General features: G+C 36.7%; 20 protein-coding genes and 1 riboswitch. Of the genes, 18 read left to right on the top strand and 2 right to left on the bottom strand.

What is annotated here, in order from left to right; genetic code table 11:
* Positions 1-340: 340 nt before the first annotated feature.
* On the bottom strand, positions 341-829 hold the full coding sequence (locus ACTNDN_RS18675; protein ID WP_031539217.1) for a QueT transporter family protein: 489 nt from the start codon (positions 827-829) through the stop codon (positions 341-343).
* A gap of 11 nt (positions 830-840) precedes the next feature.
* Positions 841-885, bottom strand: a riboswitch (PreQ1 riboswitch).
* A gap of 228 nt (positions 886-1,113) precedes the next feature.
* Between ACTNDN_RS18675 and ACTNDN_RS18670 the strand changes: the two genes are divergently transcribed.
* The 16 genes from ACTNDN_RS18670 (at position 1,114) to ACTNDN_RS18595 (ending at position 19,193) form a co-directional block, all read left to right on the top strand.
* Positions 1,114-1,974 (top strand): EamA family transporter, encoded by an 861-nt coding sequence (locus ACTNDN_RS18670; protein WP_031539216.1) that lies wholly within the window; start codon positions 1,114-1,116, stop codon positions 1,972-1,974.
* Between the two features lie 424 nt (positions 1,975-2,398).
* Entirely contained in the window at positions 2,399-2,965 is a 567-nt protein-coding gene (locus ACTNDN_RS18665; protein WP_251629720.1) for an ECF-type riboflavin transporter substrate-binding protein, read from the top strand.
* Positions 2,966-3,072: 107 nt separating this feature from the next.
* Positions 3,073-4,791, top strand: a complete 1,719-nt coding sequence (locus ACTNDN_RS18660; RefSeq protein WP_441131748.1) for an ABC transporter ATP-binding protein — start codon at positions 3,073-3,075, stop codon at positions 4,789-4,791.
* Entirely contained in the window at positions 4,776-5,603 is an 828-nt protein-coding gene (locus ACTNDN_RS18655; RefSeq protein ID WP_031539211.1) for an energy-coupling factor transporter transmembrane component T family protein, read from the top strand. Before ACTNDN_RS18660 ends, ACTNDN_RS18655 begins: the two co-directional genes overlap by 16 nt.
* 62 nt (positions 5,604-5,665) lie before the next feature.
* Positions 5,666-6,904, top strand: a complete 1,239-nt coding sequence (locus tag ACTNDN_RS18650) for a M20/M25/M40 family metallo-hydrolase (protein WP_251629717.1) — start codon at positions 5,666-5,668, stop codon at positions 6,902-6,904.
* Positions 6,905-7,569: 665 nt separating this feature from the next.
* Positions 7,570-8,577: an efflux RND transporter periplasmic adaptor subunit gene (locus ACTNDN_RS18645; RefSeq protein ID WP_251629716.1), complete on the top strand. Its 1,008-nt coding sequence runs from the start codon at positions 7,570-7,572 to the stop codon at positions 8,575-8,577.
* The gene (locus tag ACTNDN_RS18640) at positions 8,577-9,278 is read left to right on the top strand and encodes an ABC transporter ATP-binding protein (RefSeq protein ID WP_235252035.1); all 702 of its coding nucleotides are present in this window, start codon (positions 8,577-8,579) and stop codon (positions 9,276-9,278) included. Before ACTNDN_RS18645 ends, ACTNDN_RS18640 begins: the two co-directional genes overlap by 1 nt.
* The gene (locus ACTNDN_RS18635; protein ID WP_251629714.1) at positions 9,275-10,453 is read left to right on the top strand and encodes an ABC transporter permease; all 1,179 of its coding nucleotides are present in this window, start codon (positions 9,275-9,277) and stop codon (positions 10,451-10,453) included. The genes ACTNDN_RS18640 and ACTNDN_RS18635 overlap by 4 nt, the downstream gene beginning before the upstream one ends.
* Positions 10,454-10,570: 117 nt before the next feature.
* Positions 10,571-11,263 (top strand): response regulator transcription factor, encoded by a 693-nt coding sequence (locus tag ACTNDN_RS18630; RefSeq protein ID WP_031539201.1) that lies wholly within the window; start codon positions 10,571-10,573, stop codon positions 11,261-11,263.
* A 64-nt stretch (positions 11,264-11,327) separates the two neighbouring features.
* Positions 11,328-12,686, top strand: coding sequence for a HAMP domain-containing sensor histidine kinase (locus ACTNDN_RS18625; RefSeq protein WP_251629712.1), 1,359 nt, complete (start codon positions 11,328-11,330; stop codon positions 12,684-12,686).
* A gap of 24 nt (positions 12,687-12,710) precedes the next feature.
* Positions 12,711-13,232 (top strand): acyl-CoA thioesterase, encoded by a 522-nt coding sequence (locus ACTNDN_RS18620; RefSeq protein ID WP_031539199.1) that lies wholly within the window; start codon positions 12,711-12,713, stop codon positions 13,230-13,232.
* A gap of 675 nt (positions 13,233-13,907) precedes the next feature.
* Positions 13,908-15,101 carry a branched-chain amino acid ABC transporter substrate-binding protein gene (locus ACTNDN_RS18615; RefSeq protein ID WP_031539198.1) on the top strand — a complete coding sequence of 398 codons (1,194 nt, stop codon included), beginning with the start codon at positions 13,908-13,910 and terminating at the stop codon, positions 15,099-15,101.
* Positions 15,102-15,442: 341 nt separating this feature from the next.
* Entirely contained in the window at positions 15,443-16,420 is a 978-nt protein-coding gene (locus ACTNDN_RS18610) for a branched-chain amino acid ABC transporter permease (protein WP_031539197.1), read from the top strand.
* Between the two features lie 9 nt (positions 16,421-16,429).
* Entirely contained in the window at positions 16,430-17,662 is a 1,233-nt protein-coding gene (locus tag ACTNDN_RS18605; RefSeq protein ID WP_031539196.1) for a branched-chain amino acid ABC transporter permease, read from the top strand.
* A 30-nt stretch (positions 17,663-17,692) separates the two neighbouring features.
* Positions 17,693-18,469: an ABC transporter ATP-binding protein gene (locus tag ACTNDN_RS18600; RefSeq protein ID WP_031539194.1), complete on the top strand. Its 777-nt coding sequence runs from the start codon at positions 17,693-17,695 to the stop codon at positions 18,467-18,469.
* Between the two features lie 13 nt (positions 18,470-18,482).
* Positions 18,483-19,193 carry an ABC transporter ATP-binding protein gene (locus ACTNDN_RS18595; RefSeq protein ID WP_031539192.1) on the top strand — a complete coding sequence of 237 codons (711 nt, stop codon included), beginning with the start codon at positions 18,483-18,485 and terminating at the stop codon, positions 19,191-19,193.
* 239 nt (positions 19,194-19,432) lie between these two features.
* Here ACTNDN_RS18595 and ACTNDN_RS18590 read toward each other — a convergent pair whose 3' ends face one another.
* Positions 19,433-20,482, bottom strand: coding sequence for a lactonase family protein (locus tag ACTNDN_RS18590; protein WP_441131744.1), 1,050 nt, complete (start codon positions 20,480-20,482; stop codon positions 19,433-19,435).
* Between the two features lie 318 nt (positions 20,483-20,800).
* Between ACTNDN_RS18590 and ACTNDN_RS18585 the strand changes: the two genes are divergently transcribed.
* Entirely contained in the window at positions 20,801-21,880 is a 1,080-nt protein-coding gene (locus ACTNDN_RS18585; protein WP_349205027.1) for an ATP-grasp domain-containing protein, read from the top strand.
* A 173-nt stretch (positions 21,881-22,053) separates the two neighbouring features.
* Positions 22,054-23,121: an aromatic acid exporter family protein gene (locus ACTNDN_RS18580; protein ID WP_441131743.1), complete on the top strand. Its 1,068-nt coding sequence runs from the start codon at positions 22,054-22,056 to the stop codon at positions 23,119-23,121.
* The last annotated feature ends 16 nt before the right edge of the window (positions 23,122-23,137 follow it).

Below are 23,137 nucleotides of genomic sequence, written 5' to 3'. Positions count from 1 at the left end.
AATTACTTAAAAATCAACTATCACAATGGATTGCAGGTCTGCCTAGTTATATCAGAGCTTACCTGCCTAATTTGGTATGCGAAAGTTGAGTAATTATTTGTGAAACAGCGTAATTATACTAAATTTACTTTATTTAAGTATAAAAATACAGAAAATGGATGTGGTTATTCCTATTTCATGGAACAGGGTTATTCCATGTGAAAGCCTTCAGAGAACAAAGAATGATTGGATTTTAATAGTCCATATTAAATACTAATATATATTTCATATAAAAGAAAAGGAATAAAACTAAAAAAGATCAAGATAATCTTAATGAGCAAGATTATTTTGATCTGTTTATTTAATCCATTAACTTCCCAAAGGAAATCCGTTTATTTAAGAAGTGCATAATAGGTATTCCGATTGCCATGACAACAAATTCACCAATAGCTGTCGTTCCCCAAGTGATTAAGAAAGGGAATCCAAGTGCAAGATGCAATTGAAAGGCAATAATAAACATATTAAAAGTAAATACAAGTGTATTAATGATCATTCGTAAAAGATGACTTTTAACAAACTTGCTTATACCAATTGTGATTAACAAACAAATAATGGAATGAGCAACCCCAAAAGTTAAATCGTATAGCTTGATGGTTGAAAGGAATAAGTTTGCTAAAAATACGCCAACGACAATCCCATAAATATATTTTTTGTTAAATACAACTAGATGATTAAATAATTCCGAAACGCGATATTGAATGTTTCCAAATGCAATTGGCGCAATTGCAATCGTAACAGCAACATATAATGCTGCCACCAAGCCGTTAACTGCAAGGGTTTTTGTTTTCATTTTTGCTTTTCTCTCCCTTAGTTTTTTTACGTGGGATGGTCTCGAACCACGTTAAACGATATCTTTCACACAGTGAATAATCATATAATAGATACCGTATGTCCGTCAATGGAATTTTATCCCGATTTAAACAGGAAGTAAGAATAAAAAGAGTGAAAACGGTATTTTTCCCAATAATTGCTCATCGAGAGGGCGGTGTATGAATAAACACGATTTTACACGGATAAGCAAACGGGAGTCTTATTGAAACTAAGATAGGAATATATAGATCAAGAGGTGATTCAATGAGTGTTATATTGGCATTACTAGCAGCAGTATTTGCAGCATTAACAGGAATATTTGCAAAGATAGGAATTAAAGATGTAAATTCAAATTTAGCAACGGCAATTAGAACAATTGTTGTATTAATCATGGCTTTATTAATGGTTTTGGTTACGAAACAATTAGATAGTATATTTTTTGTTAGTAAGAAGTCTCTTGTCTTTCTTGTTTTATCAGGAATAACAACAGGTCTATCATGGCTATGCTATTTTAAAGCAATCCAAATTGGCGATGTTTCAAAAGTAGTTCCAATTGATAAATCGAGTGTTATTTTAACGATTCTTTTTTCGTTTGTTTTTTTAGGAGAGCCTGTGACGACGGCAATTGTCATCGGCGGTACGCTAATAGCGATAGGAACTTTTGTTTTAATAGGAAAAATTAAAAAGAGTGCTGAAACATCGTATTCCAATTCATACATATTTTTAGCGTTGCTATCAGCAGTATTTGCGGCATTAACAGCGATTCTCGCCAAGATTGGGATAGAAGAAGTAGATTCAAATGTGGCTACCTTTATTCGTACAATCGTTATTATTATTTTTGCTTGGGGAATAGTCTTTTTCCAACGAACGCAAACACAAATAAAAACAATATCTAGAAAAAGCTATCTTTTCTTAATCATATCAGGAATAGCAACAGGATTGTCATGGCTTTGCTTTTTTGCAGCAATCTCTATTGGAAAAGTATCCATCGTAGCACCAATTGATAAGTTTAGCGTCGTCATTACCGTCATTTTAAGCATTATTATCTTAAAAGAAAAGCCAACGAAAAACACACTGATTGGCTGTGTGATTATTACAATAGGAACAATATTTCTTTTATTTTAAAGTGGATACTAAGAGACCTTTACTATACATCAAGTATATTTAGGTCTTTTTTATAGAATAGAGCGCACAGATTTCTTGAATTTCTTTCTTAACTAACACGAATTGCCAAGAGGTATCTTGCATGAAAGGTTGTAATCTTGTAAGATAATGTTAATTGTTAGAAAAATAAAAGTTTTCAAATAATAAGGCTTATTTTAAATCAAAGTGACATAAGAATAGGTTAACTACACATGAATGAGAGGAAGGATGAAACATGGGAGCATTCGTTTTCAGTCTGGCTTTGGAGTGATGGGACGGTATGTGCCATGTATAAAAAGGAACTGGATTAAATTGGAAGATGTAAATCGAATTGATTACATAGGGTTAAAAAAGTTGATTTTTCTATTAAAAATAATATAGAAGAAAATAAGGGGGAGACAAAAAAATGGGAAGAAAAACCGTTTTATCAACAAAAAATGTTGTAGCAATTGGGATTGGTGCCGCTGTATTTATTATTCTAGGAAGATTTGCCGCTATACCTACAGGAGTTCCAAATACATCCTTTGAAACCTCCTATGCTTTTCTTGCATTAATGTCTGTAGTATTTGGACCAGTCGTAGGTGGGCTAATAGGATTTATAGGTCACGCATTAAAAGATATTCTAGTATGGGGCTCACCTTGGTGGAGCTGGATCATTGTATCTGGAATAGTCGGAGTTGGTTTTGGTCTAGCTTGGAAAAAAATAAACATAAAAGAAGGCATTTTTGGCTTGAAACAGATACTTACATTTAATGTTGTCCAAATAATCGTTCAAGCAATTGGCTGGTTCGTTCTGGCACCTCTATTGGATGTGCTAATTTATGCAGAACCTATCAATAAAGTTATTTTACAAGGGCTAGTTGCAGGCGGTTTAAATATCGCTACAGTAGCAGTGCTTGGAACATTATTAATCTATGCTTACTCCAAAACAATTAGTAAAACTAATAGCTTAGAAAAAGAAGAGACATTTTAGCAAATTGGCCAATTATAGGAAGTGGACCATATGAACGACAGTTTGTTCCCAATTACTGAGTTTCGAGAATACAACGAGATATGTGTTTTTAAAAGTGGGAGAGTAGGATGAATAAACCAATAATAGAGTTTAAAGATTTCGGCTTTAAATACAGGAGTCAGTCTCAGCCAACCTTATCGAATATCAATCTAACAATCTATGAAGGGGAAAAAGTGTTAATCGTAGGACCTTCTGGATCCGGAAAGAGCACCCTGGCTCATTGTGTAAATGGATTAATACCTTTTTCTTATGAAGGCGAGATTTCAGGGAGCCTTAGGATAAAAGAGAAGGAAACTAAATCGGAGACTATTTATGAGCTATCCCAATCTGTGGGAACTATATTGCAAGATACAGATACTCAGTTTATTGGATTAACAGTAGGAGAGGATATTGCATTTGTATTAGAAAATAATCAGGTTTCCTCGAAATTGATGCGAGAAAAAGTAATGGAAGCAGCTTCTTTAGTAGGGATGGAGCAGTATCTAGATGCTTCGATTCATCAACTATCTGGGGGACAAAAGCAAAGAGTCGCATTAGCAGGTGTCTTAATACAAGAAGTAGACATATTACTTTTTGATGAACCACTAGCAAATTTAGATCCGGTAGCTGGCAAACAGGCGATGCATCTAATCGCAGACATTCATAAAAGGCATAATAACACCATTATTATTATTGAACATCGATTAGAAGAGGTATTAGAGGCAGAGGTCGATCGGATTTTACTCATTGATCATGGAACCTTAATAGCAGATCTTTCTCCCCAGGAATTACTCACTTCTAGCTTATTAGATAAGCATCGTTTGAGAAAACCACTTTATGTAAAACTATTACAGGACGCAGGCGTTCGTTTGCCTAATCATATACCCATTCACCCTCTGTCTATGATTCCCTTAAAGGAATATAGACAGAATGTAATCAAGTGGTTTCAAGGGAGAAGTCGAGAATTACAACGAAAAAAACAAGCGACTTTACTAGAAGTAGATAAGCTGTCTTTTACTTATCCACATCAGAATAGAGGGATAAGAAATTTGTCTTTTTCATTAGAAAAGGGAGAAATGGTCAGCATTGTTGGGAAAAATGGCGCTGGGAAATCGACTCTTGCTAAGCTAATTAGTGGGTTTGAAGTGCCGAAAGAAGGGTCCATCTTCTTAAATGGTATGGATATTACCAAGCTTACCATTAAAGAAAAGGGGCAAAAAATAGGATTTGTCCTCCAAAATCCAAATCATATGATTTCAAAGCACTTGATTAAGGAGGAAGTTGCATTAGGTCTAATCAATCAAGGGATGAATCCAACTGAAATAGAGAAGAGAGTAAAGAAAGTACTGAATATCTGTGGCCTGCTTCCTTATCGGAAATGGCCGATTTCTGCTTTAAGCTATGGGCAAAAGAAGCGGGTAACGATTGCATCCATCTTAGTATTAAATCCGGAGATATTGATATTAGATGAACCAACCGCAGGACAAGACTTATATCATTATACAGAAATAATGGATTTTTTACTCGAGTTAAATCGCACAGGAATAAGTTTGATGATCATTACTCACGATATGCATTTAATTCAGGAATATACAAGTAGAACGATGGTGCTAGCGGATGGAGAAATCATCGCAGATAGCAGTCCTGCGAATATATTAACAAATCCACAAATAATGAAAGCTGCCAATTTGAAAGAAACGTCTCTCTATGAAATGGCAAAGCTTTTGCAGGTGGAAAGTCCAAGTGAATTCATTGACGCATTTATTTCATATGAGCAAGAGGGGAGAAAAACATGGCAGAAATGCTAGCCTATTTAGACAAAAATTCACCCATTCATCGTCTTGCCGGCGCTACTAAATTACTTTGTTTTATACTATGGTCCCTTGCAGCCATGCTTACATATGATACGCGGATATTAGTGTTCATGCTAGTCATTGGACTTACGCTGTTTAAATTATCTAAAATTCGCTGGAAAGAAGTTTCCTTTGTTGTACTCCTTTTTGGTTTATTTCTTTTGCTAAACAATATAGCTATTTTTTTATTTTCACCGAAACAAGGCGTCGAAATTTATGGCACGGAGCATTTGCTTTTTTCACTAGCAGGTCCCTATGAGGTAACAACAGAGCAGCTGTTTTATTTGTTTAATGTGACATTGAAATACTTTACGGTTATTCCAATCGCTCTATTATTTATTTTAACGACCAATCCTAGTGAATTTGCTTCATCCTTTCATCGGATTGGCATAAGTTACCGCATTACCTATGCAATTAGTATAACCTTGCGCTATATTCCAGATATTCAAAGAGATTACCGCAATATCGCCTTATCCAAGCAAGCTAGAGGAAATGATTTATCAAGAAAGGCTTCTCTTATAACACGTGGGAAAAATGCAATGGGAATCATTATTCCATTAATCTTTGTAAGCTTAAATCGAATTGAAGCAATAAGCAATGTGATGGATCTAAGAGGATTTGGCAAAAAGAAAACGAGAACTTGGTACCGGGAAAAACCATTTGATATAGGAGATTATCTCGCTATTTCACTAATAGCAATTTTATTTATTAGTAGTATTGTTATTACCTTTTATGATGGTCAACGATTCTACAATCCTTTTGAGTAGAAGCTATGGGACAGTAAGAATCAGCATTTTAATCCCAAATACAAAGAGAGTAGGAATGAGATATGTCGATTATTGGAATGAATAAAATGGAAAGTGTATTTACGAAAATGCTTGAAAATCAGCTTGTAAAAGAAGGACTCGTGTTTTTGCAAGAGGATGATGAGAACACATTAAATGAACAAATTGAGCTTACCTTAGTTCCAGCTCCGTCCTTTCAGGAAGCAGAGAAAGGAAAGCTTTTTCAATCGAAATTAGCATCATTTGGTTTAGATGATATTCAACAGGATCGGCATGGGAATGTATTTGGAATAAGATATGGAACAGGAAAAGGACCAAGAATCTTTGTCTGTGCCCATTTAGATACAGTATTTCCGGAAGGAACAGTCATTACAGCAGAGTGGAAGGATGGAAAAGTGTACGCACCTGGAATATCGGATGATGGAAGAGGACTAGCTGCAGTGTTGACGGTTTTACGTGCTTTTCATAAAACGAATATTGAAACAGAAGGTGATATTATCTTCGGAGCAACGGTTGGGGAAGAAGGATTAGGAGACCTGCGCGGCGTGAAAGGCTTGTTTAAGGATAGGGAGGATATTGATGCATTTATTTCCCTAGAGCCTGGTACACCAGAAGAGATTACCTATTTAGGGACAGGCAGCCACCGCTATCATGTCACGTATAAAGGCTCTGGTGGTCATAGCTTTGGGGATTTTGGAATACCGAGCGCGATACATGCTTTAGGTAGAGCGGTAAGTGAAATGGCAGATTTAGAAACACCGCTTGATCCGAAAACGACTTTTACAGTTGGTACCATAACTGGAGGAACTTCTGTCAATACGATTGCGCAAGAGGCAAGCATGATGGTTGATCTACGGTCTAATTCACAAGAAGAACTTCTTCAGTTAGAGGAAAAGGTATTGGCTATTTTGGAAAAAGCGGCAGAAGAGGAAAATAACCGCTGGAGCAGTGAAAAAACAGCGATTGAGGTTGTGATAAAACAAGTTGGAAATCGCCCAGCAGGAACACAAGATCCAGAGGCTGCGATTGTTCAAACGGTTATCGCAGCTGGAAAAAGCATCGGGTTAACACCTGTTCGTTCATCTGCTAGTAGCACTGATTCAAATGTGCCGATCAGTTTAGGAATCCCTGCTGTTACATTAGGAGCAGGAGGAGCATGCGGTGGCATTCATACGTTAGAAGAATACTTTGATCCAAAAGATGCATATCTTGGCCCACAAAATCTATTTTTAACAATTTTAGGATTAGTAGGCATAAAGGATAGTACCGAGCCTTTATTGTAAAGTTAGCTGGAGTGGGGTGGGAAAAGATAAGTTTTAGTAAAGCTGTCTGCAACGTAGAAGTTGTCGATGGCTTTTTTTGTGGGAAATTAAGTGGGGCGATGCGTCTTGAGTCTGTGCCCGTAGGTTGGGGAGAATAGGGCAAAAGGGAATAGAGAATCCCTATCAGTTACCATTAGACAGTTGTGGAAGAGAAAAAGGTAATAGAGAGCTATTCTCTAAGCCCAAAGCAAAGGGGAAAAGGAGAAAAAGGTAACAGAGAGCCGTTCTCTAAGCCCAAAGCATAGGGAAAAAGGAGAAAAAGGTAACAGAGAGCCGTTCTCTAAGCCCAAAGCATAGGGAAAAGGAGAAAAAGGTAACAGAGAGCCGTTCTCTAAGCCCAAAGCATAGGGAAAAGAAGAAAAAGGTAACAGAGAGCCGTTCTCAAAGCCCAAAGCAAAGGAGAAAAGAAGGAAAAGGTAATAGAGCTCCACCACTACTTCCCCAGAGTCATCATCCCCAAAAAATGTAAACTATTTTCACCAACGAAAAATTTTTTGTAAATAAATTTCCCCCTGACTTATTCCTGACACATTTCTTTTTTATTCTATTACTTGTAAGCAGCAGGACAAGACATTCAGACGAATAAATAATTATTTTAATAGAATAGAAAGAGGTTGAAGCAAAAGATGAAAAAAAGTATAAAGAAGTGGATTATTAGTGGAGTATCGGTAGTAGTAATAGGTACAGGAATTGGATCTTATTATTATTTTACAAATGATAATCAAACAGAAGTAAGAGCACAGGTTAGCACGCAAACGGCTACTGCTGAAACTGGTGATGTAGAAATAGAGATAAGTGGGACAGGAAGCATTGCAACCATTAATAAAGAAACCTATACTTCTGAAGGGAACGCAACTGTTGATGAAGTGCTAGTCGAAGTTGGGGATGAAGTAGAAGAAGGTGATGAACTAGTAACTTTTGAAGATGATACACTTGATCCAATTGAAGCTACTTTTTCTGGTGAAATTACTGCCTTGAATGTAGAGGAAGATGGAAATGTATCGATGGGAACAGAAGTCGTTACTGTTACGGATTATGATCATCTAGAAATGGTTGTAAATGTAGATGAATTAGATATTTCTAAAGTGAAGGTTGGACAAGAAGCAAGTATAAGCGTGAGCGCACTTGAAGACAAAGAATTTACTGGAAAGGTAACAAGTGTTGCGAAAGAAGCAAATAGCGATAGTACAAGTGTTGCGAAATATGCTGTAACGGTCAAAATAAGCAAGCCAAGTGGGTTATTAGTTGGTATGACAGCAGAAGCAACTATCACAACAAGTACAGCTAAAGATGTCATCACTGTTCCGATTGAAGCAGTACAGAAGGAAGATGACGAATATTATGTGCTAGTGGCATCTGGAACCACAACAAATGAAGATGGAACAACAGAAACTGAATCTACTAAACAAACAGTTGAAGTAGGACTTGAAAATACTGAGGTAGCAGAGATAAAGAGTGGTTTAGAGGAAGGAACAACTGTTGTACTGCCAACATTTGAATCATCAAGTGATAGTGAGACACAAGGTATGTTCCCTGGCGGCGGCCAAATGCCAAGTGGTGAAGGTAGAGGTCAGATGCCAGAAGGAGGCCAAGGTGGCGGAATGCCTTCCGGTGGATTTGGAGGTGGAAATTAATGATTGAACAGCATGCACTTGTTGAGATAAAGAATGTAAAGAAGGAGTATACGCTTGGAGGAGAAACGGTTACTGCATTAGATAATGTTAGTTTCACTGTCAATAAAGGCGATTTTATTGCGATTATTGGTCCGTCAGGCTCTGGTAAATCAACGCTCATGAATATGATTGGTTGCTTAGATACTCCAGATTCTGGGGAATATTACTTAGACGGACAAAATGTTTTCTCCTTAAAAAGCAAACAGTTAGCAGAGGTTCGAAATCATAAGATCGGTTTTATTTTTCAATCCTTTAATCTTCTAACCAAACAATCTGCATTTGAAAATGTAGAATTACCATTGGTTTATAGAGGAATTGGTAGTAAGGAAAGAAAAGAAATTGCCTTACAAGCTTTGAAAAAAGTAGGACTATTAGAAAGAGCAGGACATAAACCAACAGAATTATCTGGCGGTCAGCAACAGCGCGTGGCAATTGCCCGTGCTCTTGCTGGGAATCCTCCGATTTTACTTGCTGATGAGCCTACTGGAGCCCTTGATAGTAAAACAGGAGTAGAAGTAATGAATTTAATGAAAGATCTAAATAGACAAGGGCATACCATTATATTAATAACCCATGATTTAGAAATTGCGAAACAGGCGAAGCGAGTTATTCGCATTCAGGATGGCCGGTTAGCAGAGACAAAGGAGGTAGTTGTCTCTTGAGATTAGGACAAGCAATCAAGATATCTTTTAAAAATATTACAATGAATAAATTAAGAGCGGTGCTTACCATGCTTGGTATCATCATTGGTGTAGCAGCGGTCATTGCATTAACCTCATTAGGAATGGGAGCCTCTAATTCCGTTTCCGATGAAATTTCGGGGTTAGGAACGACAACCGTTTCTGTCAATCTTTCAGGAAATTCGAGTGATGAAGAGGTTGTAGATTATGATGAACTGATGTCGTTTGAGGAATATGATGAAGTGAAGGCAGTTTCTCCAACAGTCACAACTTCTAGTACACTTAAAAATGGAACAACATCAAGTTCTGGTGTTACCGTTACTGGTGTTACGACTTCTTATGAAACCGTGCAGGATATTACTGTACAGTCAGGAAGAAATGTGATGGATATTGATTTAGACAATCGCAATAAAGTAGTAGTCCTCGGGTATAATGTAGCAACAGAATTATTCGGATTCACCAATCCAGTCGATCAAACGGTTCAAATTGATGGGACAACATATAAAGTAATCGGCGTGCTTGCAGAAAAAGGAGAAGAGTTAACTGGATCGGTTGATGATTCCGTTCTTATCCCATTTACAACAGCACAGCGTTTTATCGGACAAACATACGTTACATCAGCAACTGTATTGATGACGGATGAGGATTCAGTAGAAATGGGAATGGCAAAAATGAAGCAGAAATTATACAATCAGTTTGATGGAGATGAAACTTTATATTCTGTGCGAAATCAATCTTCTGTGTCAGAGGCTTTGGATTCTGTTTCTAATACAATGACCTTATTATTAGCCGGTATTGCGAGTATTTCCTTAATTGTTGGGGGAATTGGAATCATGAATATCATGCTTGTTTCGGTTACGGAAAGAACAAGGGAAATTGGAATTAGAAAGGCAATCGGTGCTAGAAAAAAAGACATTATGCTCCAATTTTTAATTGAAGCAATTGTACTTAGCGCGTTAGGTGGAATTCTTGGAGCAGCTATTGGAATAGGAAGCGCAGAAATTTTGTCTAGTACATTAGATATGACTTCCCAGATTACTTGGTGGGTAGTTGGAGGGTCGGTTAGTTTCTCTGTCTTGATTGGGGTTATATTTGGAATCTTCCCAGCTAACAAGGCTTCCAATTTAAGTCCACTAGAAGCATTAAGATATCAATAATAAAAGGAATAGATCAGCCATCTGTTAGCAGAAAAGGTCTGATCTATTTTTTTATTATTTAAATTAGCGGTATAATGGATTTCACTAGGAAAAAATAAAGCATGAGGAAAAAAGTAGATGAAAAAAATTCTAATTGTAGAAGATGAACTAGCAATTTCCATGGTTCTAGGAGCATATTTAGAAAACGTAGGATACGATGTGGATTATGCGTATGATGGAGACGAGGCTTTACAAAAGCTTGAAGAAGAAACGCCCGCTTTAATCCTATTAGATATCATGATGCCCTATTTGGATGGCTGGGGTGTCCTATCCTATATTCGGAAGAAATCAGCATGTCCAGTTATTATGCTTACGGCCTTATCCGATACAGAACAGAAGTTAAAAGGATTTGAAAATGGGGCTGATGACTATATAACAAAGCCCTTTGTAGGAGAGGAAGTTATTGCGCGTGTACAAGCGGTTTTAAGAAGGTCTTCTCATTATCAAGACGATGATGAGCGTGTTAAATACTATGGTGATTTAAAAATCAACTATGTGTCACATCAGGTTTTTCTTAATGGAATTGAGGTTCCCTTTACCCCTCGTGATCTTGCTGTTTTTCTCTTTCTAGCAAGTTATCCCAACCAAACCTTTACAAGGGATCAGCTTCTAGACCATGTGTGGGGAAGAGACTATGATGGGAGTGATCGGGCAGTTGACCTGGCGATTAAAAGAATAAGGAAATTATTAAATGGGTGGGATCCGAAAGATGGCGAAATTAAAACATTACGGGGACTTGGCTATCAATTTTATATTCAGGAAAAACAATAAAGAAAAAACGCCTCTTCTTTATTATTGGACGAAAAGGTATTTGCTCACATTATGTGGGGGCCTCTTGATTATTGGCATTGTCTCTATATTATGGATTCGCCATAATGCATTGGAGAATCGCCTAGAACTAACAAAATTAGTTGCCCAGGAAATAGCGGAGCATGCCAATGAGATGGAGGAAGGAAGGCTCAAAGATATTCGGCTACCGTTTTTGCAGGATAGACAGAAATTTATTAATGAAGGACAGCCACTAGATGCCTTTCTTAAAGATACTTCAGGAAATGTCCGTTCTCTGAATCAGAATTTTCCTCTAAGTTCTCTAGAAAGTCAGCAGCTGATTGAGTCTTTGCCTTTAGTAAGTGAATTAACCATTAAAAAAGTAACGCTATGGAATAAGCAAAGAGCATCTGTTGTCATTGCTCCCATTATAAATGGAGGGGAGCAAATAGGTTCTGTCTATATTATTCAGCCTCATAATCAGCTACAACATTTAAATAAAGAAGAATATCAATTGCTAGGATTATTGCTGCTGAGTTTAGCATTTCTTGGCTGGTTTGTCATTTATTTCTTGTCTAAAAAACTAGCAAAGCCCGTAGAAGAGGTTGCCAGTGCTGCCCAACATTTAATGAATGGAAATTATCATATTAAGTTAAATGAAGATGTGCAGGAAAAAGAACTTTACCAATTGGTTTTATCGTTTAATGAAATGACAAAAAGGCTCTATGCATTAGAAAGTTTGCGGACCCAATTACTAGCAGGTGTCACCCATGAATTAAAGACACCGATCACTTCTATTAGTGCATTAATACAAGCTGTAAATGACAATGTCATACCTGATAATAAGAAAAAACAATTTTTAACAATGAGTTTGAAGGAAGCGGGAAGACTGCAGAATATGGTGGAGGATTTACTAGATTTTAATAGCTTTAGTGCAGGTTCGATTAAAGTGAATAAGGAAAAGCTAAATGTACAGGCCACGTTAAAGGAAATTATTTATCAATGGGAAATTGTCCATGGAGGCGCTTTAGCAACTACGGAGATAACCTTTGTAAATCCAGAGAAACCGCTTTATGCTATGCTAGATAGTGTGCGTTTTCAGCAAATTATCGTCAATCTATTAAATAATAGTTTACATGCAATCAAGGGAAAGCAAAATGGAAAAATAACCATCAGCCTAACCTATGACCAACAGAATGTAAACATTTTGGTAGAGGATAATGGCTATGGTATTCCAGAAGATGAGCAGGATTATATTTTTGAACGATTCTATCGAGGAAAGAATAAGAAAGATATCGAGCGTGGCCTAGGCTTAGGATTACCATATAGCCTTCTTTTAGCAAAAGCACAAGGAGGGCATTTATCTTTACAAAATTCAGAAGGTTCCTCTACAATATTTTTATTGCAATTTCCATTACTTGCATAAAATAAAGGAAGGGGTTGTTCGGAGATGATGGTTCAACAAGAAAAATATTGCAAGGAATCTTTGGTAGTTAAAACAAGCCGAATATTCCCTATTGATACAAATAATCATAATACATTATTTGGTGGAAAGCTAATGAGTTATATAGATGATGTAGCTTCTATTTCAGCATCTAGGCATTCAAGAAGTGATGTAGTTACCGCTTCAACAGACTCTGTTGATTTTCTATTTCCTATTAGCCCTACTGATTCTGTATGCTTAGAATCATATGTAACACATACAGGTAAATCCTCAATGGAAGTATTTGTGAAGGTAATAGCTGAAAACCTAAAAACAGGCGAAAGAAGACTTGCAGCAACATCCTTCTTAACCTTTGTTGCCTTAGATGAAAATGGCAAGCCACAGCGTATTCCCAAGGTTATTCCGCAATCAGAGGAAGAAACAATGCTCTACAATACAGCGGAGCAGCGTGTTAAAATCCGAAAAGATAGAAGAGAGCATAGTAAAGCATTTGCAAATGTTATTAGTACAGAAATGCCTTGGGGGTAAGTTGACCTAGTGAAGGAATGGCTGATAAAGTGCTGAGTTTGGCTGAAATGGTGAAGGAATGGCTGATAAAGTGCCGAGTTTGGCTGAAACGGTGCAGGAATTGCTGATAAAGTGCCGAGTTTGGCTGAAATGGTGCTGGATTTGCTGATAAAGTGCCGAGTTTGGCTGATATCAGTGCAAGATTAGCTGATATCAGCTAGATTCATACCATAACCAATTAATTATAAGCTCTGATTCCCTTAATCTTAAATATAAATACTAGAATATCGCTAATAAAACTATAAAACAGTCAATTTAGCATCAAAACTATTCACTTTCGCCCCTTACAAAGCGAATTCTTCCACTTAAAACCCCCACATTTTGCATAATCTACTTATTACCTTTTCTCTCAGCCGACTCTATAACTATATCTTCCTCCCTCTTTACCATTTATAAACTTACCACCACAACAATAAGTCGAATAAATAGAAGAAACGTTGCTATTATTGCAAATAATTTCGAAATACTAAGAAAAGTGTCAGAATATATTAACTTTTTAGAAAAAATAGTGTCAGAATATCTGACAAAATTAAAGACACTTGTCTAGAAGAGGATTATAATCCATACATGGAACAGGAGCAATTGGGAAAATCTCCCGGAGCTTCATAGATAAAAACAATTATAGGGGGGCAAACTATGTTATCTAAAAAAGTACTTTCTTTAGCTATGACAGCAACATTGGCACTAGGATTTATGAGTGGCTGTGCTTCAAATGCAAACTCTGATAGTGAAGGATCTAGTGACAATAAAGTAATCAAAATTGTTACACAATCTCCACTTTCTGGAGGAAGTGCAACTTTAGGAGAAGCAATTAAACTAGGAGCACAACTAGCAATTGATCAACAGAAGGACAAATTTGCTGAGTTAGGTTTTGAAATTAAATTGGATGCACAAGATGATCAGGGAGATCCGAAAAAAGGAGTGGCGAATGCTAACTTAGTTGTAGCAGATCAATCCGTATTAGGCGTAGTGGGACACTTGAATTCAGGTGTTTCCATCCCAGCATCTGAAGTATATGAGAAAAATAATCTAGTAAGTGTATCTCCTGCAAGTACAGCAACAGATTATACAGATCGCGGTTTAAAAACCGTTAGCCGGGTTGTAGCTCGCGATGACTTCCAAGGTCCAGCAGGTGCACAATATGCGGTGGAAACATTAGGAGCAAAGAAAATTTTTGTTGTCCAAGATAAAACAGCATATGGTTCTGGGCTAGCAGATGCATTTAGAGCTGCTGCAGAAGAGCTAGGAGCAGAAATTGTTGGATATGAAGGAATTACAGTTGGGGAAAAAGACTTCAATGGTGTGTTAAACCAAGTAGCTTCTAAAAAGCCTGATTTAATCTATTTTGGAGGTCTTTATGCAGAAGGGGGAATCCTTGTTAAACAAGCTCGTGAAAAAGGACTAGATATCCCATTCATGGGTGGAGATGGCTTAGACTCTTCTACTTTTGTGGAAATTGCTGGAGATGCTGTTAAAAATACATTCCTTACTTCTGTTGCTGGAGACACAACAAAATCAGAAGAAGGAACGAAATTCGCTGAAGACTATCAAGCAGCTTTTGGCAAAAGCATTGAATCCTATTCAGCATATGCATACGACTCAGCTGCCGTATTGCTAGCAGGAATTGAGAAAGCTATTAAAGATAATGATAACAAATTACCATCACGTGAAGATGTAACAAATGCTGTACGTGAAACACAAGATTACAAAGGGGTAGTAACAGAAGTTGGATTTGACGAAAAAGGCGATAACAAGTATGCGAAAATCTTTATCTACAAATTTGACGAAGCAAAATATCCAGCTAATTTAGAGGATGAAATCAGCCAATAAGCAAGAACATAGAAAGGGTATGGATCATCCTGTACCCTTTCTATTTTTTACAAGCATTACATAACTAAGAAAGTCTACCAATTTAGGTTGAATATATATTCTAGTAGATAGATAGTAACTATAAATGCCAAGCTCATTGACGTTAATATTGCTGAGCTGATTGGAGCGGAAGACACTTGACTCCTGCGGGAAATGAGGGAAATGGGAGACCCCACAGGCGAAGCTGAGAAGGCTCCCATCCCTCCCGCGGAAAGCAAGTGTCTGTAGCGGAAATCAACGGGCTTCATGATAATTCCTATCTATCTACTAAACACAATTAAATCAAAAGTGTGGGGAAGAAAATGCTAACAGAAATCTTACAAACGTTACCGCAAGTTTTAATTGATGGATTAACATTAGGAGCCGTATATGCCGTTATTGCATTAGGATACACAATGGTTTATGGAATATTAGAATTAATAAACTTTGCTCACGGAGAAATATTTATGACAGGAGCATTCATTGGGACAAGTATCTTAATCGTTTTAACAAGCTTAGGATGGACATCCATGTTACCTGCGGTTATATCATTAATTATTATGCTCCTATTTACAAGTCTGCTAACAGGATTTTTAGGAATGGGAATTGAAAGAGTTGCTTATCGCCCGCTACGTAAGGCGCCAAAGCTAATTGCCCTTATTTCAGCAATTGGTATCTCCTTTTTATTACAGGATATCGTTCGTTTTATCACAGAATTATTCAAAGGGAATTATATTTTAACATCACCAAGTCTGTTCACCGATAAGATTAGCATCGGATCTATTTTCGGTTCCCATGCAGCAAGCTTCAAAAGTTCCTTTCTAGTTGTCATTATTGTCGCGGTTATTTTGATGGTTGGATTAGACTTTTTTGTTAATAAAACAAAATGGGGCATGGCAATGAGAGCAGTTGCCCAAGATCGAGATACTGCCTCCTTAATGTCCATTAATGTGAACAAAGTAATTTCCGTGACCTTCTTTGTAGGATCTGCTTTAGGTGGTGCAACAGGCGTACTATTTGCAGTGCAGTATGGAACAATCGATCCTTATATAGGATTTATACTAGGACTTAAAGCATTTACAGCAGCAGTACTTGGCGGAATTGGAAATATTCGTGGGGCAATGTTCGGTGGTATGCTCATTGGATTAATTGAAATGTTTACTGCTGCCAATCTTTCCATTATAACAGGTGGTATTATGGGCGCAGAATATAAAGATGTTGTTGCATTTGCCATATTGATTATCGTTCTTATTTTTAAACCAGAAGGCTTATTTGGCAAAGCCGTAGCAGAGAAAGTGTAGGTGGAAAAGATGGCTAACATGATCAAAACAATCCAAACAAATAAAGTGGCCCAAATCATTCTTTTCTTTGCCTACGTATTAGTTACTACTGCAGCTTTAGCCCTTTCGCAAAAATCAGTTATTGCCTTTTTACTTCTACTATTGTCACTTCTGATTCTTTATTATATGAATCTAGGAAATAAAATGAAGTGGGGGATAGCCTTACTTATTTTAGTAATTGTGTTGCCCGTTTCAGCTAGTCAAGGGCCCTCCTATCAGGCTTATATGGAAGTAGCAACAATGGTAGGAATTTATGTATGTATGGCACTAGGCTTAAATATTGTAGTAGGTCTTGCCGGTTTGCTTGATTTAGGATTTGTAGCATTTTTTGCTGTAGGAGCATATACATATGGTATTTTTGCTAGTGCGCAGGCAAATAATTTCATGCCTTTTGGAACCTATCCTTTGTCTGGAAACAGCTTTTGGTTTTTTATCATAATCGGGTTATTTGTAGCAGCATTATTTGGTGTATTATTAGGGATTCCTGTTCTGAGGGTAAAAGGAGATTATTTAGCCATTGTAACCTTAGGCTTTGGTGAAATAATCCGAATTGTATTTAATAACTTAGATAAGCCAGTAAACATAACAAATGGAGCAATGGGGCTTCCAAGCATTCAACAGCCTGAAATATTTGGCATCACCTTAGCCCAGCCAAATCAATTCTATTATATTGTCTTAGTTATGTTCATTATTGTTATTTATGCAGTTACTAGAATGGAGCATACAAAGTTAGGGAGATCATGGAAAGCGGTAAGAGAAAATGAGATTGCGGCACAAGCAATGGGAATTCCCCTTGTAAAAACAAAATTAACAGCATTCGCTATCGGAGCTTCTTTCTCTGGAATGATGGGAGTTGTCTTTGCTGCCAAGCAGATGTTTGTTGATCCTACAAGTTTCACCTACTTAGAATCTACGACTATTCTAGTTATGGTTATTTTAGGAGGAATGGGAAGCGTACCAGGCGTTATATTGGGAGCTGCAGTTGTTACGATTTTGAATTTACAGGTATTAACAGAATTAACTGGTTGGTTAAGTCAAGTGACAACTATTCCAGATGCCTTATCTCCAGCAAAAATGCAAAGATTTATCTTCGGTGCACTTTTAATTGTTATGACCTTATATCGTCCTCAAGGATTGATACCTGCTAAAAACAAGAAATTTAATGAAAAGAAATTAAAAGAGAGCATAGCGGAAAAACAGTAATCTACTAAATTGCTTAAGGAGGGGCATCAAGTGAATATACTCGAGGTGAAAGGATTAACCAAAACTTTTGGCGGACTTGTAGCGAATGCCAATATTGATATGTCAGTCGAAAAAAATTCGATTACAGCTGTAATTGGTCCAAATGGTGCTGGAAAAACTACTTTTTTTAATATGATAACAGGTGTATATAAACCAACGTCTGGAGAAATAGTTCTAGCTGGAAAATCGATTGCTGGATTTAAGCCTCATGTTGTGGCAAGACAAGGGATTTCGAGAACGTTTCAGAATATCCGTCTTTTCAGTGATATTACAGTATTGGAAAATGTCATGGTCGGTATGCATAACCATATTAGAGGAAGCTTGATTGGAACATTGTTTCAATTACCAAAGGCAAGACATGAAGAAGAGGAAGCGATGAAAGAGGCATACCGGATATTAGAATATGTAGGGCTTGCTGATCTATTAAATGAAGCAGCTGGAAATTTGTCCTATGGGGCACAACGGAGATTAGAAATTGCTCGTGCTTTAGCCACAAAGCCTAGCGTTTTATTATTAGATGAGCCTGCTGCTGGTATGAACCCAAAGGAAACAAGGTTATTAACAAATTTAATTCAAGATATGTGTAAGAAATATGATTTAACGATTATTTTAATAGAGCATGATATGAAGCTAGTCATGGAAATTTCCAATCATATCATCGTACTAGATCATGGAGAGAAAATTGCAGAAGGTGGTCCTGAAGAGATTCGTTCCAATCCTAAAGTAATCGAAGCCTATTTAGGAAAAGGAGCGGTATCACTTGCTTAAAGGGGGTAGCAGCGTGGAAAAGATACTAGAAATAACAGGAATCGAAGCTTGGTATGGTGGAATTCAAGCTTTAAAAGGAATAAGCTTACATGTGAATAAAGGAGAAATTGTAACACTAATAGGAAGCAATGGTGCCGGAAAATCCACAACGCTTAAATCCATTAGTGGGCAGGTGCCGATAAAAAAGGGAAGCATTCTTTATTATGGAAAGGATATTGCTAATATAGCAGCACATAAAACAGCTGTGATGGGCATTTCACAAGTGCCTGAGGGAAGAAGGATTTTTCCAAAGCTTTCGGTACGAGAGAATCTATTAATTGGAGCGTTTGCAGTAAAAGACAAACAATTAATTGAAACAAGAATGCAAAAAGTGTTTGAATATTTTCCTAGATTAAAAGAAAGAGTGGAGCAAAAAGGTGGAACAATGAGTGGCGGAGAGCAGCAAATGCTTGCAATTGGTCGAGCACTCATGATGCAGCCAGAGGTGCTGATGTTAGATGAACCATCAATGGGGCTTGCTCCTATTATTGTGGAGCAAATCTTTGAAATTATCAAAGAGCTTAATAAACAAGGGATGACGATATTATTGGTGGAACAGAATGCATTCCAAGCATTGCAAATTGCAAGTAGAGGATATGTTATTCAAACAGGAGAGATTGTACTAGAAGGAACAGGAGAAGAGCTCATTACGAATAAACAAGTTCAGGAAGCATATTTAGCTTAAAAAAACCTTAGACTGTAAATAAAGGAGAAGGCTATCCGCCTCCTCCTTCTTGACGTTAAGAATGTAAAGTTTTCTGAAGTCAATTTGCTGTCTAGCACCGGGCATCTAGGAGCTGATGGGCTACTCAACCTTCCCTTTCGATAAGTCAACATTGAATCGCTATTGCTCTTCATGTTTCCTTTATCTCAGGAACGATTTTTCCACCCCACACGCCCCTAAACGGTTGCCCTTCGCTTTTCTCAATTATTTAAAAATTTAACACAAACTGGTTCTGGTGCCTCTATTTCTGATTGTAATAGAGTAAGTTTTCCTGTAACAGAATCTCTCTCAAATAAAGTAAGAGTGTCAGACTGTTCATTTGATGCAAGAAGGAATTGTTCTGTTGGATCCAAAACAAAATCTCTTGGCCAGTTTCCTTCTGTTGAAGTTCGTTCGATAAAGGTTAATTGGCCAGTTTCACTATTAACTTGGAAAATAGAAATGGAATTATGTCCGCGGTTACCTGCGTATACAAAGTTTCCATCGGAAGAAAGATGGATTGCACTTCCTTGACTATTTTCTGTGAAATCAATTGGTAAAGTAGAGATATATTGTAATTCTTCAAATGCTCCTGTTTCGGAGTTAAAGGATAAAGCAATAACTTCATTGCTTAATTCTGTCATGACATAAGCAAATTTACCATTAGGATGGAAGGCAATATGTCTTGGACCACTTCCAGGTTTAACAGACAAACTGCTAACCTCTTCTAGCTTATTATCGACGAGCTTGTAAGTATCTACGCGGTCTGTACCTAAATCAACAGAGACTGCGTATTGATCATTTGGAGTAAAACCAGCGAAATGCATATGCGGTTTTTCCTGGCGTGCAGTATTAGGGCCTGTCCCAGTATGTTCAATAATAGATGCCACACGATTTAATGAACCATCTGCTGTATTTAATGAGTAGGATTCCGCAGTTCCTTTGTGATAATTTGCAGAAAGAACGATTGTTTTATCAGCATCTACACTTACATGACAGGGTGATGCTCCCTCTGAATATACGCGATTAATGAGAGAGAGAATTCCGTCAGCACTAATAGAATAAGCAGAAACTCCACCTGTAGAGCCTTCTTTGCCGACTGCAAATAAATGCTGATTATCGTTTGTGATTGTTAAATAGGTAGGGTTTTCAATTTCAGCTGCAAGCGAAACATCCGTGATTTTTTTTGCATCTGTGTCTAGTACAAAGGAATAAATACCTTTACTCGATTTCTTTGTATATGTGCCAATGTAGCCAGTGAATTTTGTCATAAACAGATCTCCTTTTAACATTTTTACAAAATTAATACTATTTATTAATTATAGCATGAGCCTAATAGAATAGTACAAATTAGAATCTGTCTATACAAATAAAAGTATTATTTGTATCTATTTTCCCTGAATTTAAAAACTTGAAACAGAGTGAATAAAAAGAAGTTTCAGAAAAGGGTACTGCAAGATGCAGGAATTTGACAGAGGTTGTCGAATTTTTGTTTAACAATAGGAATAAAAAGAAGATAGGTTATCCATAATAAAAATTTCAGAGAGCTAAAAAATGGAAATCATTAGTATAGCTGAAAGGATAGAGAAATGAAAAAAAGAATTTGGTTTAACCAATGGTTCACAACAGTTGCACATTTTATTGATATGATCCGTTATAATTCAGATGGAATCGAATTTGAAGTATACGGAACTTCTAGCAATGAAGATGCCCTTTACTTAAGTTATTGTGATGCAGCTTTCAAAGAACCAACTGTTACGGGAGAAGATTATCTTCAATTTTGTTTAGAATTTTGTCGTATCCATTCGATTGATCTATTTGTTCCGCGGAAGGAAAATGTCCTTATTGCCAAGCATATAAAGGAATTCAATGATTTAGGAGTTAAGGTACTTGTTTGCCCAGATGCTCGTTTGATGGAGGAGCTCGATGACAAAGAAGCTACCTATCGGTTAATAGAGAGACATTCCCTACTGAAGGAATATGTTGCTATTCCTGATTACTTTGTTGTCAGCGATGCAGAAGCTTTTAAAGCAGCTTATTATGCTTTAAAGGATAAAGGACATACTGTATGCTTTAAGCCTGTGATAGGAGAAGGTGGGAATGGTTTTCGAATCATTCAGGATCGCCTAGACAGCATTGAAGAACTATTTAACAAAGGCATTTCTCATAAAATAACATTTGATCATGCTTATAGTATATTAAAGCAGCAATCAGAATTTCCACCCTTAATGGTGTTGGAATACTTGGATGGAACAGAATATAGTATTGATTGTTTAGGATACGATGGAGAGTTAATGGTAGCTATTCCAAGGAAAAAGGGAAAAGGAAGAGTAAGGGAACTAGAACACAATCAAGAATTAATTACATTGGCGGAGAAAATAAATCAAGTTTTAGAAATTCCCTTTGTTTATAATATTCAAGTGAAATACAAAGAGGGCAAGCCAAAATTATTAGAGATTAACCCACGAATGTCTGGGGGTCTACATTATAGTTGTCTTGCTGGAATTAATATGCCTTATCGAGCAGTTAAATTATTATTGATGGGCAATAAAGCGATAGAACGTATAGAACCCCACTTTGGAATTAAATCCAGTTATCTTGAAAAAGAAGTAATATTGAAGAACATTATCGAAAAAAGTTCGCAGGAGAGAGCGTTTCTTTCTAAGTGAATGCCAAAGCAAAGGAGTTTGATATATGCAAACTTCTTTGCTTTTTTTGAAGATAGGTTCATTATTCTGTTTCTCCTCTATTTTCTAAAAATAAAATGTTTAATTTCCCCTATGAGGATTTTTCCTGCAGTATAATAAAGATAATTAATGAATAAATAAAGAAGGTATCATCTATGATAACAGCATTAATAAATAATAAAATAGTAGGTGGAAGGATCGTAAAAACAGGGATAGCGGTTTTGTTAACCTCTGTTTTTTGCTATTTGTTGGAATGGCCAGTAATGTTTGCAGTTATTACATCCATAGTGACGATAGAACCAACTGCAAGAGACTCAATAAAAAAAGCATTTATCCGTTTTCCTGCATCCGCAATAGGAGCAGCATATGCTGTTCTTTTTACATATCTGTTAGGAGATCAACCGTACACGTATACAATCGTAGCGCTTGGTACTTTGTTTACATGCCATAAATTACGATTACATGCAGGTATCTTAGTTGCCACGCTTACAGGAGTAGCGATGATTTCCACTGTTCATGACCATTATACTTTATCATTTTTCGTTCGATTAGGGACAACTGGCATTGGGTTAATCGTATCTTCTTTGGTAAATCTTTTAGTCATTCACCCAGATTATTCAAAAGGGATTATGGATAAAATTAGATTTTTATCTGCAGAAGCTGGAAACTTTCTTCAAATGAGGGGGAAGGAAATCATAGCCCAACAGCCTTTACATAAGAGCACAAAAAATACCTTTGATGTATTGAGGAAGAACTTGGATCGTATAGAAACGCTCTGTTCCTATCAGAAAATGGAGTGGAAATTATATCATTCGAGTCGAGAAAGTATGAAGCTTTTTCATTATGAATATAAAAAGGTAGCTATTTTGCGACAGCTAATTTATCACCTTGGGCTGTTAAGCTCTTCAAACTTCACAAAAATATCTCTAAGCGATGAAAAGAAAGAAGAAATGATGAATGCAATTGGCCATATACAAGAAATAATAGAGATGGACGATTTAAAAGAATTGGACTCCGCTATAAGTAAAACACTTTTAATACAAAGTTGTAGGTTACTCCCAAGTGAATTAAAGGAAGAAATAAATAGTGACAACAATTGGAAAATAACTTATTTATTTATGGAGTTAGTTTGTATAGGTGATTTATTAAAGGAATTAAAACAGATAGAAAGGATAGAAGAGCGTAAAAAGTTATCCTGCTATTCCTCAATCCAATCTTTATAAAGATTATCTTATGAAC

The sequence above is a fragment of the Niallia sp. HCP3S3_B10 genome (assembly GCF_052064465.1).
In the GTDB taxonomy this organism is placed as follows: Bacteria; Bacillota; Bacilli; order Bacillales; family Cytobacillaceae; genus Niallia; species Niallia hominis.
The sequence above is the reverse complement of the archived record's forward strand: the minus strand, read 5'-3'. Positions and strand labels throughout refer to the sequence as shown.